11 protein-coding genes and 1 riboswitch are annotated in these 14,735 nt (G+C 71.2%); of the genes, 6 read left to right on the top strand and 5 right to left on the bottom strand.

Annotation, left to right across the window (positions count from 1 at the left end; genetic code table 11):
* Positions 1–92: 92 nt before the first annotated feature.
* Genes AC0T5L_RS12665 through AC0T5L_RS12675 form a run of 3 tightly spaced genes read right to left on the bottom strand, consistent with a single transcriptional unit; the run spans position 93 to position 2,005 of the window.
* The gene (locus tag AC0T5L_RS12665; RefSeq protein WP_476165633.1) at positions 93–431 is read right to left on the bottom strand and encodes a 2-oxo acid dehydrogenase subunit E2; all 339 of its coding nucleotides are present in this window, start codon (positions 429–431) and stop codon (positions 93–95) included.
* Positions 407–892, bottom strand: coding sequence for a hypothetical protein (locus AC0T5L_RS12670; RefSeq protein ID WP_476165634.1), 486 nt, complete (start codon positions 890–892; stop codon positions 407–409). Before AC0T5L_RS12670 ends, AC0T5L_RS12665 begins: the two co-directional genes overlap by 25 nt.
* Positions 893–2,005 carry a thiamine pyrophosphate-dependent enzyme gene (locus AC0T5L_RS12675; RefSeq protein ID WP_476165635.1) on the bottom strand — a complete coding sequence of 371 codons (1,113 nt, stop codon included), beginning with the start codon at positions 2,003–2,005 and terminating at the stop codon, positions 893–895.
* Between the two features lie 134 nt (positions 2,006–2,139).
* On the opposite strand from AC0T5L_RS12675, the gene AC0T5L_RS12680 reads away from it, so the two are divergent.
* The 5 genes from AC0T5L_RS12680 to AC0T5L_RS12700 all read left to right on the top strand — a co-directional run bounded on the left by AC0T5L_RS12680 (position 2,140) and on the right by AC0T5L_RS12700 (position 8,231).
* On the top strand, positions 2,140–2,577 hold the full coding sequence (locus tag AC0T5L_RS12680) for an Lrp/AsnC family transcriptional regulator (RefSeq protein ID WP_476165636.1): 438 nt from the start codon (positions 2,140–2,142) through the stop codon (positions 2,575–2,577).
* Positions 2,578–2,666: 89 nt separating this feature from the next.
* Positions 2,667–3,455, top strand: coding sequence for a PhzF family phenazine biosynthesis protein (locus tag AC0T5L_RS12685; protein ID WP_476165637.1), 789 nt, complete (start codon positions 2,667–2,669; stop codon positions 3,453–3,455).
* A gap of 629 nt (positions 3,456–4,084) precedes the next feature.
* A complete protein-coding gene (locus AC0T5L_RS12690; RefSeq protein ID WP_476165638.1) occupies positions 4,085–5,845 on the top strand; it encodes an ABC-ATPase domain-containing protein in 1,761 nt (586 codons plus the stop codon).
* A 305-nt stretch (positions 5,846–6,150) separates the two neighbouring features.
* The gene (locus tag AC0T5L_RS12695) at positions 6,151–7,077 is read left to right on the top strand and encodes a proteasome assembly chaperone family protein (RefSeq protein ID WP_476165639.1); all 927 of its coding nucleotides are present in this window, start codon (positions 6,151–6,153) and stop codon (positions 7,075–7,077) included.
* Positions 7,074–8,231 (top strand): quinone-dependent dihydroorotate dehydrogenase, encoded by a 1,158-nt coding sequence (locus AC0T5L_RS12700; RefSeq protein ID WP_476165640.1) that lies wholly within the window; start codon positions 7,074–7,076, stop codon positions 8,229–8,231. Before AC0T5L_RS12695 ends, AC0T5L_RS12700 begins: the two co-directional genes overlap by 4 nt.
* A gap of 247 nt (positions 8,232–8,478) precedes the next feature.
* On the opposite strand, the gene AC0T5L_RS12705 is transcribed toward AC0T5L_RS12700, so the two are convergent.
* Positions 8,479–10,035, bottom strand: a complete 1,557-nt coding sequence (locus AC0T5L_RS12705) for a polysaccharide deacetylase family protein (protein WP_476165641.1) — start codon at positions 10,033–10,035, stop codon at positions 8,479–8,481.
* Positions 10,036–10,250: 215 nt separating this feature from the next.
* On the bottom strand, positions 10,251–11,780 hold the full coding sequence (locus AC0T5L_RS12710) for a polysaccharide deacetylase family protein (RefSeq protein ID WP_476165806.1): 1,530 nt from the start codon (positions 11,778–11,780) through the stop codon (positions 10,251–10,253).
* A gap of 244 nt (positions 11,781–12,024) precedes the next feature.
* Positions 12,025–12,233: riboswitch (cobalamin riboswitch) on the top strand.
* A gap of 142 nt (positions 12,234–12,375) precedes the next feature.
* Between AC0T5L_RS12710 and metE the strand changes: the two genes are divergently transcribed.
* Positions 12,376–14,682, top strand: a complete 2,307-nt coding sequence (gene metE, locus AC0T5L_RS12715) for a 5-methyltetrahydropteroyltriglutamate--homocysteine S-methyltransferase (RefSeq protein ID WP_476165642.1) — start codon at positions 12,376–12,378, stop codon at positions 14,680–14,682.
* Positions 14,683–14,735 lie beyond the last annotated feature (53 nt).

Genomic DNA, 14,735 nt, shown 5'->3' on the forward strand with positions numbered 1-14,735 from the left:
CCGCGCGGTGCCCGGGGACAGCTCCCGAGCGCCCGGTGGAGGCGCGCGAGGGGCCGCGGCCGACACTGCCGCGGTCCCTCGTCGCGGATTGCTCACATGTGGTCGAGCAGTAGTCGCGGGCGTTCCACGCAGTCCGCCACGAACCGCGGGAACCCGCCCGTACCCCCGCCGCACACACGGTGGTCGAAGGCCGGCGGCGGCTCCGTCACCGGTCTGGGCACCGCGTTCTCGCCCACCACCCATGGGCGGCTCAGGACCCGGACCAGGCCCGGGATCGCCGCCTCCGGGTGGTTGGTGACCGCCGCGGACCCGTCCACGCCGAACACCCCGTAGTCGTTCACGGTGAACGTCCCGCCGCGCAGGTCCTCCGGTCCCAACGAGTCCGTCCGCGCCGCCTCGGCCTCGCTCAGCTCCCGCGCGGGTCCGGGCACATGCTCTTCCCACGCGGGCCCGGATACCGCCTCCCGTTCCGCGACCAGCGACTCCACGTCCCGGCGCGGTACCAGGCCTCCTCCCCTGGGCCGCGCGCCGAGGCCGCGTCGATCCCGTGCTCACGAGTCAGGCGCCGCACCAGCGGCGGCACCACACGGACGCGCTCCTCCGGGGGCGGGGACGGGGCGCCGGTCGCCGTTGACAGCGGCGACCCGTCCTCCGCGTGGGCGCGCCGACGCGGGGTCCGCGCACCCTGTCCCGCGCCGTAACCCACCAGGGCGGCTTCCGGACCCGCCTGGCCGGCGGCGCCGTTGCCGCCGACGGGTCCGGACCGCTCCCGGGCATCCGGCACGGAGGTTTGGGTGACGTGGGTCTGTGTGACGTGCGGGGCGGCGGTGATCAGGGGAGCGCCGACCGCGACCGACACCTCGGCGGGTTCGCCGACGGGTGTACGCGCCATTCAGACCTTCCGCAGCTCATCGGCCAAATCGCGGCGCCGTCGGTCCAGCAGGGGTGGAACCGTGGAGCAGACGTTGGCGAACAGGGAAGCGGGGGCTGGCTCGCGCTTTCCGTCCATGTGCTCGCGCAGGAGGGCGGCGACCCTCTCGGCGTCGGTGTCGAAGGCGGTCAGGGCCCGGTCCGTCTCCTCGGCGTTTCCGAGCGTGCCCTCCGAGCGCAGCAGGGCCTCCGTACGCAGCAGGGGGTCGCGCTCGATCCAGTAGGCGGCCTCGGACCCGTCGCGGTAGCGCTGCGGTGCGTCGGAGGCGGTGTGCGGGTCCACCCGGTAGGTGACCGCCTCGACGATGGCGGGACCGCCTCCGGCCCGAGCCTCGGCCAGGGCCTGGGAGACCACGGAGTACACCGCCGCGGCGTCGTTGCCGTCCACGTGATAGCCCTTCATCCCGTAGCCGATCGCCTTGTGCGCCAGCGTCGGGACCGCGGTCTGAGTGCGCAGGGGCACGCTGGTCGCCCAGTGGTTGTTCTGCACGAGGAAGACCACGGGGGTGTTCCACACGGCGGCGAAGTTGTAGGCCTCGTGGGCGTCGCCCTCGCTGGTGGCGCCGTCGCCCATCAGCGCGAGGGCGGCCACGTCGTGGCCCCTGCGGCGCGCGGCGTAGGTCAGGCCCACCGCGTGGGAGGCGTTCGTGGCCAGCGGGGTGCACTGGGGCGCGCAGCGGTGGCGGCGGGGGTCGTATCCGGCGTGCCAGTCGCCGCGGAACAGGGACAGGGCCCGCACCGGGTCGACCCCGCGGGCGATGAGGGCGACGCTGTCGCGGTAGCTGGGGAAGAGCCAGTCCTGCTCGGACAGAGCCAGCACACCGCCGACCTGGGACGCCTCCTGCCCCGTCGAGGACGGGTACACGGTGAGGCGGCCCTGGCGGGCGAGTGTGCTGGCCTGTTGGTTGAAGCGACGGCCGATGACCATGGCGCGGTGGAGGTCGGCGAGCCGGGTGGGAACGGGAGCGGTGAACAACGGGTGTTCCACACGCCGACCGTGCCGGTCCACGAGGCGCACGGGCTCCGTCGAGGGGAGTGGCGGAGCCTGACGAGATCGCTCATCGGTGTGCTTCATGTCTTGAATATGAGGTGAATAACCCCATATTGTCGATAACCTCGCGCCGATGCTGGACAAACTGCTCAGTAGTGCGGCCTGACGACCCGGATGTTCTCATTCGATCATCATGTGAGCGGTACGAGGTAAGACACATGGCCGTGCAGCTGGACGACACCGATCGTCGCATCATCTCCCTGCTCCGCGACGACGGACGCATGTCCATCCGCGCGGTCGCCGAACAGGCGCACATCTCCCGCGCCAACGCCTACTCCCGTCTCGAACGCCTGCGCGGTAACGGCGTCATCCGCGGCTTCACCGCCGTCATCGACCCCGAGAAGTACGGCACCGCCCTGTCCGCCTACGTGTCGGTGCGCATCGAACAGCACTCCTGGGAGCGCTTCCGCGGCTACCTGCGTGACATCCCCGAGGTCGACCACGCGGCCCTGGTCTCCGGGGACGTCGACCTGCTCCTGCTGGTCCGCGTGACCGACGCCGCGGCCCTGCGCACCTTCGTCCTCGAACGCCTCCAGCGCCTCCCCGAGGTGAAGAGCACACAGACCATGTTCATCCTCGACGAGCCGCCCCTGTAGAGGGTCTGCGGGCGGCCGCGGAAAAAGGGTCCACCGCAGTGCCGAACGGACCTTTGGCGCGCGGTCGGGGCACTTCTAGTCTGGGTCCCATGCCTGAGTACCGCGTGGTCGACGCCTTCACCGACCGTCCCCTGGCCGGAAACCCCGCCGCCGTCCTGGTCCTGGACGAGGACTATCCGGACAGCTGGGCGCAGGGGGTGGCCGCCGAGTTCAACCTGTCCGAGACCGCCTTCGTCCGCCCCGTGGACGAGGAGGGGGCCGACTACGAGCTGCGTTGGTTCACGCCCACCGTCGAGATCGACCTGTGCGGCCACGCCACTCTGGCCACCGCCCACACCCTTTCCGTGCTCGGAGTCGCCGGCCCCTACCGCTTCACCACCCGCAGCGGCGTCCTCACCGTGACCGAGCGCGGCGGGCGGCTGTGGATGGACTTCCCCGCCAAGCCCCCGAAGCAGGTGGAGGAGCCCGCGGGCCTGGCCGAGGCCCTGGGCGCCGAGCCCCTGTGGGCGGGGCTGGGCGGGGAGGACGACCTGCTGGTCGAACTCGCCGACGAGGACACCGTGCGCGGACTGGCACCCGACACGGCCGCGCTCGGCCGGCTGCCCTACCACCTGGTGATCGCCACCGCCCCCGCCGACGACGGGCCCGACTTCGTCTCCCGGGTGTTCGCGCCCAACGTCGGCGTTCCCGAGGACCCGGTCACCGGCAGGGCGCACACCGTGCTCACCCCGTTCTGGGCCGAGCGCCTGGGCCGGAGCGCGCTGACCGCGCACCAGGCCTCCGCGCGCGGGGGCGACCTGCTCCTGGAGGACCGGGGCGAGCGTGTGCTGATCGGCGGCGAGGCGGTGTCCGTGGCCACCGGAACCCTGCATCTCTAGGGTTGACGTCATCGTCGGAAAAGAAGTGCGTCCGTGGACGGCCGCGACCGGGCCCTGCGCGCCGCCCCTGAGGGATGACGGGGCACGGCGGGGGCGGGAAGAGCCGTAGCCGCCGAAGGTGGATTCAGGGCCGGGGCCGAAGGAATCCGGGTTTGCCCCGCGCGAAGCCTCGTCTTCCGGTAGAACTGAATCGAGGCACCTCCCCACCCCTCCCGGGGAGGTGCCCGCCACACTCCACGGTGCGCCCCCTTGGTGCCGGAGGAACCTGTGGCGCACCCCCGACAGACCGGCCCCGGCGCCCCGGAGCCGGCCGCGTGTCCGGTGCCCCCTCACCGACCCCGGGCCAGGCTCAGCAGCCCGCGATCGAACAGCCCACGAGTCCGTCGACCACGGGTTTTCCCAAGGACCGGTTTCGCGGGTTCCGTTTTCTTCTTTCCGCGGCCTCTCGCGCTCGCCGAAGCGGGGCACGTCGCGGCGTCACCGCCGGCGCCCCGGTGCCGCAGTGCCTGTCAGGGAGGTCTTTTCCGGTCAGGCCGGTCCGGGCGCGGTTGTCCACAGGCCTTCTGCGGAGGATCCGCTAAACGCCTAACCTGGCCGGAGCAGCAGAAGCGACACCCAGGGGGACAGTCATGACGGGACGGCACGGGGGCGGCCAGGGCCGCCGGTACGGCGGAGGCCGCGGCGGCGGAGGCCAGGGCGGCGGGCGCAGGCCCGAGCCCGAGCCCATCCGTGGCGTCCGCGACGACGCCAGGCTCTCCGACGAGCTGCTGCGGATGGACGGAGCCTCCTACGGGCGCTACAAGTCCCTCAAGGGCGACTGGGACTTCGGCGACTTCACCCTGACCGTGCAGCGGGTCCAGGCCGACCCGTTCGCGCCACCCTCGCGCGTACGCGTGCTCGTCCCGGACACCGGCATCCCCAAGAGCGCCTGGGGCGACCCGGTGCGCCGCCGCGCCACCGCCGACTACCTGGGACGGCGTGCCCGCAGACTCCTGCGGGGATCGCTGCTCAAGGTCGACACCGGCGGCCAGGAGGTCATCGAGCGGTCCTCCTGCCAGCTCACTGACGGTGGCATCGACCTGCGCATCGGTATCGACCTGCCCGGCCACGGCCGCCGTATCGACGGCCGTACCGCCGAGCGCGAGCTGTGCCGGACCCTGCCCGACCTGGTCGACGACCTCGACTGGGAGGAGGTCGACACGGAGGAGGCCGTCGCCTTCGCCGACACCGTCGCGGACACGGTCGCCCTGCGTGCCCAGCTGGCGGAGAGGAACCTGGTCTCCTTCGTCGCGGACGGGGCCATCCTGCCCCGGCTCAGCGGCGTCAGCGATGAACCCATGGCCCGGGGCGCCGTACCCTTCGCCTCGCCCGAGAGCATGCGGGTGAGCGCCGACCTGCCGCACCGGGGCACCGTGAGCGGCATGGGCATCCCCGAGGGCATCACCCTCATCGTCGGCGGCGGCTTCCACGGCAAGTCCACCCTGCTGCACGCCCTCGAACGCGGTGTCTACGACCATGTGCCCGGTGACGGACGCGAACTGGTGGTGACCAGGGACGACGCCGTCAAGATCCGCGCGGAGGAGGGCCGTCGGGTCGAACGTGTGGACGTCAGCCCCTTCGTGCGCAACCTGCCCACCGGAGCGGATACGAGCGACTTCCGCACCGAGAACGCCTCGGGGTCCACCTCTCAGGCGGCCAACATCTGCGAGGCCGTGGAAGCGGGGTCGCGCACGCTGCTGGTGGACGAGGACTCCACCGCCACCAACCTGATGATCCGTGACGAGCGCATGCAGGCCCTCGTCCACGGCGACCGCGAGCCCCTGATCCCGTTCATCGACCTCGTCCGTCCCCTGTACCGCGACCACGGGGTCTCCACGGTCCTGGTCATGGGCGGTAGCGGCGACTACTTCGACGTCGCCGACCAGGTCGTCATGCTCGACGCCTACCATCCGCACGACGTCACCGAGCAGGCCCGCGAGCTGGCCCACGATCGCGTCGACGCCGACTTCGCCCTACCGCGCGCACGGGTGGTCGCCCCCGGCTCCGTGGACGACACCACCTCGCGCGGCAAGGGGAAGCTCAAGCGCCGCGACACGGACGTGCTGGTGTTCGGCGACAGCGACATCGACGTGCGTTCGATCGAGCAGTTCGCCGATCCCGGCCAGATCACCGGAGCCGGCCTCGCCCTGCGCGAACTCGTCGGTGGCCGTCACCTGGACGGCACCCGCACCCTGGTCGAGGCGCTCGACTCCCTGGAGGAGGCCCTGAGCAGAAAGGGCGTCACGCTGCTCGGCTCCGACTTCGGCGGCGACTACGTCCTACCGCGCCGTTACGAGATCGTGGCTGTCCTCAACCGGTTGCGCGCGCTAAGGGTGGCCGACCTGCGCTGATCCGTAAGGCGCCCCCACCGGCGCGGTAGGGGCGCCTTGCGAGGTGTGAGGGTGGTCTCACCGAGTTCGGTCCGTGGGTCCCGGCTCCCACCGGTCCGGTGCGGGGACGGCTCTGGGAGGATCGGCTCCCACCGGCCCGGTGCGGGGGTGGCTCCCAGGGGCGGCTCTGGGAGGACCGGATCGGTATTGTGGAAAAGCGGGGCACAACACCCCAAGCGGCATCAGGCCGGACTTGCCCGGCCGTATCCCGACCGCCGCGTGAGCGTGAGCTCTGCGAACCAGACCCTTTTGGAGACGAGAACCCGGTGCGTGATTCCGCAGACCTGTACGAACTCCACCCTGGCTTCGACGACGTCGCCGGGCTGGCGATGCTTGTCTGTCTGGACGGCTTCGTGGACGCCGGACACGCTGGGCGCCAGATGGTCACGTCGCTGTTCGACCGGTTCACCGCGGAGGAGGTCGCGACCTTCGACACCGACCGCCTCGTGGACTACCGGTCGCGCCGTCCGATGATGACCTTCGTCGAGAACACCTGGACCGCCTACGATACGCCCAAACTGGCCCTGTACCGGATGCACGACGAGGAGGAGGCCCCCTTCCTGGTCCTGTACGGGCCGGAACCGGACCGCGAGTGGGAGGCCTTCATCGCCGCCGTCGGCCAGCTCGTCGACCACTTCTCCGTCACGCTGTCCATCAGCGCCCACGGCATCCCCATGGCTGTTCCGCACACCCGGCCGGTCACGGTCACCCCGCACTCGACCCGTCCCGAACTGGTCGAGGGCCACACCCCGTGGATCGGCCGCGTCGAGGTGCCCGGCAGTGCCACCTCGCTGCTGGAGTACCGGCTGGGTGAGGGCGGCCACGACTTCGTCGGTTACGCCGTCCACGTGCCCAGCTACCTGGGCCAGTCCCAGTACCCGCGTGCGGCCATCGCCGCCACCGAGTACGTGTCCGGGGCCACCGGCCTGGCCCTGCCCACCGAGGGACTGGAGGAGGCCGCCCGGACGACCGACGTCGACATCGCCGAACAGGTCGCGGCCTCCGAGGAGGTCCAGCGCGTCGTGGCCAACCTGGAGCGCCAGTACGACGACATCATGTCCTCGCGGACCGACCCCGAGGAACGTCCCACACTCCCGTTGGCCGACGACGAGGCCAAGCTGCCCACCGCCGACGAACTCGGTGAGGAACTCGAACGCTACCTCGCCGAGCGCGAGGGCGACGGAAACGGATGACCGTGTTCTACCAGATTGTCTTCCGCTCGGTCCTGCGCCACATGGACGCGGAGAAGGTGCACAAGCTCAGCTTCGCCGCGTTGCGCGGGGTGTCCGCCGTCCCCGGTGTGGCCGCCGCGATGGGCAGGGCGCTCGGGCCGCGTGAGCCGGAGCTGACCGTGCGTGCCCTGGGCCGGGAGTTCCCCGGCCCGCTGGGGCTCGCGGCGGGCTTCGACAAGAACGCGGAGAGCCCCTCAGGGCTGGCCGCACTCGGCTTCGGCTTCGTGGAGATCGGTACCGTCACCGCACAACCCCAGCCGGGCAACCCCAGGCCGCGCCTGTTCCGGCTGGTGGGGGACCGCGCGATCGTCAACCGGATGGGCTTCAACAACGAGGGCTCCGCACTGATCGCCGAGCGCCTCCACCACCAGCTCGGCAAACGCCGTCCCGTACTGGGCGTCAACATCGGTAAGACCAAGGTGACCCCGGAGGAGGAGGCCCCCGCCGACTACGCGGTCAGCGCCCGGAGCCTGGCCCGCTACGCCGACTACCTGGTGGTCAACGTCAGCTCGCCGAACACGCCGGGGCTGCGCAACCTCCAGGGTGTGGAGCAGCTGCGTCCGCTTCTGACAGCCGTGCGCGAGGCCCTCACCGAGGCCGACCGCCCGGACCTGCCCCTCCTGGTCAAGATCGCCCCCGACCTCGCTGACGAGGACGTCGACGCCGTCGCCGACCTCGCTCTCGACGAGGGCCTCGACGGCATCATCGCCACCAACACCACCATCTCCCGCGAGGGCCTCACCACCGCCACCGACCAGGTGGAGGCCGCCGGTGCTGGTGGCCTGTCCGGGGCTCCGCTCAAGCAGCGCTCCCTGGAGGTACTGCGCCGTCTGCGCGCCCGCGTGGGCGACCGGGTCACCCTGGTCGCCGTCGGCGGCATCGAGACCCCGCAGGACGCCTGGGCCCGCATCCGAGCCGGAGCAACCCTCGTGCAGGGCTACACCGGCCTCATCTACGGCGGTCCCCTCTGGCCCCGCCGTATCCACCGGGGCCTGGTGCGGTTGGCCCGCTCCGCCGGTTACCGCTCCATCAGCGAGGCCGTTGGTGCTGACGTCCCCTCCCGCTCCGGCAACGGGGAGGAGCCGGACGCCGCGACCGTCACCGCGAACGGCTAGGGAGCGTTGTGCGGCGACGGGGTGCGACGGGGCCGTCCCGACGGTCGAAGGCAGAGGCAGAGCGGACGGGTCCACCTTCACCGGCGGATGGCTGAGTCCTCCCAGCCCGGCCTCCTGGGGCCGGGGCGGACACGGACGCTTCGCGTTCGCTCCGTGGCCGGGTGCTGCCGGCATCCCCGTGGTGGGGCGACAGCACCGGATCCGGCGCCCGCCCAGGGGAGCACCGAACAGACCGTTCCAGCGGCCGTCAGGATCCGATGGGGGCGGTCAGGCCCTCGGGCGGGTAGCTCTCGCCGGCCTCGGGGCCGCCGTAGACCTGGCTGACGGTCACGAACTCGTACCCCTGCCCACGCAGCTGCTCGATGATCTCAGGGGTAGCCGCCAGGGTCGGCGACAGGGTGTCGTGCAGCAGTACCACCGCTCCGGGCTCGGCATGCTCCACCACGCTCTCCACGATCTCGTCGCGGCTCAGGTCGGTCCAGTCCTTGCTGTCATGGCTCCACAGGATCTCGGCCATGCCCTGCCTGCCGATCTCCTTCAGCACCTCCGGCGAGCTGTCCCCGAACGGCGGCCGGAACAGCTCCACGGTGCCCCCCGTCTGGCGGCGCACCATAGCGCTCACCGCGGCCACCTGGCCGACCAGTTCCTCGCCGGAGAAGTATTCCGGCATGTGCTCGTGCAGGTCGTTGTGGCTGCCGAGCTCGTGTCCCTCGGCGTAGGCGCGCCGCAGCACACCGGGCCGGGTCAGGGACGGGTCGCCGTTCAGGAAGAACGAGGCCGTCACGTCCTCCTCCGCCAACAGGTCCAGCAGGTGCGGTGTCGCCTTGGCCGGGCCGTCGTCGAAGGTCAGCGCGATGCACTTGGTCTTCGCGCAGTCCACGTCCGGGTCACGGGCCGAGACCACTCCCGGAACCGCCGGGGCGGACTCCGGTTCGGTCCCGGGCTCCTCCACGGCCAGTACGGGCTCCTCGGCCAGCGACGCCTCCCGTGCCCGCTCGCCCAGGTCGGACAGCAGCGGCAGGGCCTGTTTCGAGGGCACGACCGCGACCATCCGGCCCGGCTCCGAAGTCGGTACGTGGCCCTCCACGACCGGGGACAGATGCCCGTCGTCGAACTCCACGACCAGGTCCCCGTCAGTGTTGAACCCCATCGAGTCGTACGTGCGCATCACCGGATGCAGGCCCTCCACGTCCACGTCCTCCTCGTCGGCGAACGCCTCGCGCACGATCCCGTTGAGCTTCTCCAGAGCCGCGTCGTCGGCCAGCAGCTCCGTCGCGTACGCGGTGTGGCCGGTGGACGCGTCGTACCAGTACGTCCCGTAGCCCTGGCGCAGTCCGTGGTAGTCCTCCTCGGTCCGCACCAGGCGCACGCCCAGCACGCCGTTCCCCGCGGCGGCCACCTCCCACTCGATGTCCAGGTGCATCGGGTTCCGGCTGGCGCCGCGGAAGTCCCGCACCTCCTGGTCCACCTGTGCGGCCAGTCCTTCGGCGAAGGCCTCGGCCCCCTCGAACCGTGGATAGGAGACGTCGATCTCCAAGCCTTCCGGCTGGTACGGGTGGTCCCCGAAGTCGCTCGCCTCACCGCGCCACTCGGCGATCTCATCGCCCGGCTCGTCCAGCAGGACCGTGATCAGCTCCGGATCGTCGGCCTCCGAGGCGGTCTCCTGGACGTCACAGGCCGCCAACGGCAGAACCAGTATCATCAGTACGGCCGCGGGCCACCACGGTCTGTGCTCCCACGGTCCGTGCCCTCCGCCCCTCGGGCACCGGACGGCTTCGTTCGGATGAACTCGGGTCGACGACAACACCGGACTCCCTCATCCCTAAGCAGGTGCCAACGCGGCTGCTGGGAGCAACATAAGTGACGCCGTCACCCCTCCTGTGAGCGTGACCACATGTGGTCACGCTCACAGGGCAGGATGCGTGTCCCACAAGTTGTCCCCGCTGCTTCCAGCACCATCTTGCTCACTCACGGGTTCCTTCGCCATCGTCTCCCGTCCGACGCTCCGACACCGCATCCCTAGGCGGACGTGTCGGGGAGGTCGGGAACCCCGTCGACGTAGACCTCACCGGGGGTCGTGGTTCCGAGCATCTGGGAAACGGTGACCATGGTGTACCCGCGCGCGTCCAACTCCCCGACGATCGTGCGGGCGGCGTCGATGGTGGTGCCGTGGATGTCGTGCATGAGGATGATGGCCCCGTCCGAAGCGCCGTCCAGCGTCCGGTCGGAGACCACGGGGGCCTTCCGGTCCTTCCAGTCGTTGGTGTCCACGCTCCACAGGATCTGGGCCAGCCCCATGTCCGCGGTCACCGACGCCACACCGTCGTCGGTGGAGCCGTACGGCGGGCGCATCAGATTCATGGTGTGCCCCGTCTCGCGGTACACCAACGCCTGCACGGTGTCCAGGTCCGAGCGCGCCCGGCCCGAGCTCAGGCCGGCCAGGTCGGGGTGGTTCAGGGTGTGGTTGGCCAGCTCGTGTCCCTCGGCGTAGGCGCGCCGCACCGTGTGCGGGTGCTCCATGACCGGGTATCCGGTGACGAAGAACGTGGCCCGCGCGTCGTACTCGGCCAGGACGTCCAGCAGTTCGGGGGTACGTCCGCCGGGCCCGTCGTCGTAGGTCAGCGCCACGCACTTGGTGTCGGGGCCGGAGCAGCCGACGCCGTCGTCGACCACGGGCAGCTCTCCGGGCATGGGACCGTCCCCGTCCTCCTGGCCGTCCTTGTCGGCCTGGGGCGGGGCGGGGATCACGAAGTCCTCAACACCCACGGTCGCGGTGTCACGCACGCGCGCGCCCAGCTCCGACAGCAGTTCCCCGGAGTCCTCGGCGTCGATGACCGCGTGCGTGCGGCCCTCCGACACGGGGGCGACCTGTCCGGCGTCGAACTCCACCACCAGGTCCCCGTCGGGGTTGAACCCCATCGAGTCGTACAGGGAGCGGATCGGATGGATGATGTCCGGGTCCGCGGCGCCGTCCCCGCCCTCCACCGCCTCGCGCACCAGTCTGTTGAGCTCTTCCAGCTCCTCCTGCCCGGCGATCAGCGCGGCGGAGGGGTGGTGCTCCGCGGTGGCGGTGTCGTACCAGTAGGTGGTGTACCCCTCCTCGGGCCCCTCGGAGTCGGTCTCGACCCGCGTCATCCGGACCCCCACCAGACCGTTGCCCGCCGCGGTCAGGTTCCACGCCGCCTCGAAGGAGACCGCGCCCGGGCTGGCCGCCTCGAAGGCGTGTACCTCATCGGTGAGCTCGCGCTCCAGGAAATCCTCCAGCGGCTCGGCGTTGGGGATGACCGGGTAGGTCACCGAGGTGGTGATCCCGCCGTCGTAGGCGAGTTCGGCTTCTTCGGTGCCCACAACGTCCGCCGCGTCCACCACGGTCAGCCCGTCGGGACCGCCCTCGGCCGGAGGCGGCGCCTCGTCCTCGCCGGAGGACGCCGACGCATCGTCAGCCGGCGGAGACTCGGCCCTGTCGAAAGGGCGGACGGCCAGCAACACCATCCCCGCCAGGACCAGAAACGCAGCCAGGACCGTGATCAGAGGATGGTCCGGTGTCATGGTCGGGCGGGACTGCTTGTTCACGAGGGAATCTCCACGTTCATCGTCAGACGAACGTCCGCGGGGAGCGACAGGGGAGGGCTCACCGCGTAACGCTTCACATCGGGTGTGACGTCGGCTGTGTGACAGGGGTTCGCGCTGTCTGGCCGGACGCATGAGGGCGCACGCCGGATACAAGGGCGGAGGGGGCGCTCCCTATACTTGCAGGCGTGGAAGGTACACGCGCCACCCCGCGAACCGGACGGTACCGGTGGGGTAGGGGGGTGTCGTAAGAGGGAACCCGGTGCGAATCCGGGACTGCCCCGCAGCGGTATGGGGGAACGAGCGTCACCACAGGCACTGGTGGCCCGGTCGAGAAGGTCGGGAACTGGGAAGCGGTGGCCAGTAGGAGGAGCGGTGTCCGCACCGCCCGCGCCCCCGAGTCCGAAGACCTGCCTCCACCCGGCGGTGCGTCCGTGCCGCCGGTGGTCCCGCGCTCCGAGGGAGGGCCGGGGGCGGTGGACAGGTGTGCACGCTCATGGCGTGTCCGTCGGCGTGCCCGCTCCTCGCCCCGCCTCGTGGCCGGTACCCGGCTTTCGACGAGGGAGAGAAGCTCATGACCGAGATCCCCAGGCCCAAGACGGGCCCCGCCTCCCCGGGCGCGCCCCGCTCCTCCGTGCGCTCCACCGTGCACGGTTACCCGCGCATCGGCCCCGACCGCGAACTCAAGCGCGCCAGTGAGTCCTACTGGAAGGGTGGGACCACCGCCCAGGAGCTGGACTCGGTCGCAGCCGACCTGCGCCTGGGCGTCTACACCCAGCTGCGCGAGGCCGGGGTGGACGACATCCCGTCCAACACCTTCTCCTACTACGACCACGTCCTGGACACCGCGGTCCTGTTCGACCTGGTCCCCTCCCGCTTCGCCCCGCCGGCCGCCGCGGACAGCCGGGACGAGGAGCTGAGCCGCTACTTCGCCCTCGCACGCGGCGAGCAGGGCGCCCCGCCACTGGAGATGACCAAGTGGTTCGACACCAACTACCACTACCTGGTCCCCGAGCTCTCGCCGAGCACCCGCCCCCGCCTGGTCGGTGACAAGCCCGTCGCCGAGTTCCGGGAGGCCGCCGAGGCCGGTTTCCACACCCGTCCGGTCCTGGTCGGCCCGCTCACCTTCCTGATGCTGGCCAAGGCCGCCGACGACGCTCCCGGGGGATGGGAGCCCATTGAGCTGCTCGACCAGCTCCTGGACGCCTACGCCCGGCTCCTCGGCGACCTGCGGGCCGAGGGCGCCACCGAGGTCCAGCTGGACGAGCCGATCCTGGCCACCGACGAGGGCCGCGCCGCCATCAGCCGCCTGGAGCGCGTCTACCAGCGCCTGGGCTCCCTCTCCGACCGTCCAGCCCTGCTGGTCTCCACCTACTTCGGTTCCATCGGCGCACCCGCCCTGCGCGCTCTCAAGGACTCCCGGGTCGAGGCAGTCGGCCTGGACCTGGTCACCGACGACGAGGGCGTGGACGACCTGGTGAAGGTATCCGGCCTGGGCGGGACCCGCCTGGTCGCTGGCGTGGTGGAGGGACGCAACGTCTGGCGCACCGACGTTCCGGCCGCCGTGGCCACGCTCGGCACGCTGCTCGCCCTCACCGACGAGCTCACTGTGAGCACCTCCTGCTCGCTGCTGCACGTGCCCCTGGACCTGGACGCCGAGACCTCCTTGGCTCCGGAGTTGCGCGGGGCCCTGGCCTTCGCCAAGCAGAAGGCGGGAGAGGCGGCCCTGCTCGGCCGCGTGCTGTCCGAGGGCGCCGAGGCTGAGTACGCCGAAGAGGGCGATGCCCGCGACCCGGCCTTCACCGACGCCCGCGTGCGCGCCCGCCTCGACGCCCTGGGCCCGGATGCCTACCAGCGCCCCCAGGACCGCGGCGCACCCACGGACACCCCGCTCACCACGACCACCATCGGTTCGTTCCCGCAGACCCCGGAACTGCGCCGCGCCCGGGCCGCGTACCGCAGGGGAGAGCTGGCTGAGGACGCCTACAAGCAACTCCTACGCGAGGAGATCGACCGGGTCGTCGCGCTTCAGGAGGAGATCGGCCTGGACGTGCTCGTGCACGGCGAGCCCGAGCGCAACGACATGGTCCAGTACTTCGCCGAGCAGCTGGAGGGCTACGCCACCACCGAGAACGGCTGGGTGCAGTCCTACGGTTCGCGGTGTGTGCGTCCGCCGATCCTGTTCGGCGACGTCTCGCGCCCCGAACCCATGACGGTCGAGTGGATCACCTACGCCCAGTCGCGCACCGACAAGCCGGTCAAGGGGATGCTCACCGGTCCGGTGACCATGCTCGCCTGGTCGTTCGTACGCACCGACCAGCCGCTGGGCGAGACCGCGCTCCAGGTGGGCCTTGCGCTGCGCGATGAGGTCGCTGACCTGGAACGCGCCGGGATCCGCCACATCCAGGTGGATGAGGCGGCCCTGCGCGAGCTGCTGCCGCTGCGCGGGGAGCGGCGCCGGGAGTACCTGGACTGGGCGGTGAACGCCTTCCGCCTGGCCACCTCCGGGGTGTCACCGTCCACGAACATCCACACGCACATGTGTTACTCGGAGTTCGGGCTGATCGTCGACGGGATCGAGGCCCTGGACGCCGACGTCACCAGTGTGGAGGCCGCCCGCTCGCGCATGGAACTGGTACGCGACCTCGGCAGCCGCGGTTACAAGCGGGGGATCGGCCCGGGCGTGTACGACATCCACTCCCCGCGGGTGCCCTCGGTGGAGGAGGTCGAGGGGGCGTTGCGGCTGGCGGTCGCCCACATCGACGCCGGGAACCTGTGGGTCAACCCGGACTGCGGCCTCAAGACGCGCGGCTACGCCGAGGTCGAGCAGGCCCTGCGCAACATGGTGGAGGCGGCCCGCCGGGTGCGCGCCGGCCTCTAGGGAGACGCACGGCCCGTCTGGAGGAGGGCGGCACGGGTAGGGGGCCGCGGCGA

The organism is Nocardiopsis sp. TRM 82005 (assembly GCF_056312425.1).

What these genes read in the sequence shown, in the direction of transcription:
- metE (WP_476165642.1), top strand. Translation starts at nt 12,376, where the DNA reads ATGACCGAGATCCCCAGGCCCAAGACGGGCCCCGCCTCCCCGGGCGCG.
- AC0T5L_RS12690 (WP_476165638.1), top strand. Translation starts at nt 4,085, where the DNA reads ATGACGGGACGGCACGGGGGCGGCCAGGGCCGCCGGTACGGCGGAGGC.
- AC0T5L_RS12710 (WP_476165806.1), bottom strand. Translation starts at nt 11,780, where the DNA reads ATGACACCGGACCATCCTCTGATCACGGTCCTGGCTGCGTTTCTGGTC.
- AC0T5L_RS12685 (WP_476165637.1), top strand. Translation starts at nt 2,667, where the DNA reads ATGCCTGAGTACCGCGTGGTCGACGCCTTCACCGACCGTCCCCTGGCC.
- AC0T5L_RS12700 (WP_476165640.1), top strand. Translation starts at nt 7,074, where the DNA reads ATGACCGTGTTCTACCAGATTGTCTTCCGCTCGGTCCTGCGCCACATG.
- AC0T5L_RS12675 (WP_476165635.1), bottom strand. Translation starts at nt 2,005, where the DNA reads ATGAAGCACACCGATGAGCGATCTCGTCAGGCTCCGCCACTCCCCTCG.
- AC0T5L_RS12680 (WP_476165636.1), top strand. Translation starts at nt 2,140, where the DNA reads ATGGCCGTGCAGCTGGACGACACCGATCGTCGCATCATCTCCCTGCTC.
- AC0T5L_RS12670 (WP_476165634.1), bottom strand. Translation starts at nt 892, where the DNA reads ATGGCGCGTACACCCGTCGGCGAACCCGCCGAGGTGTCGGTCGCGGTC.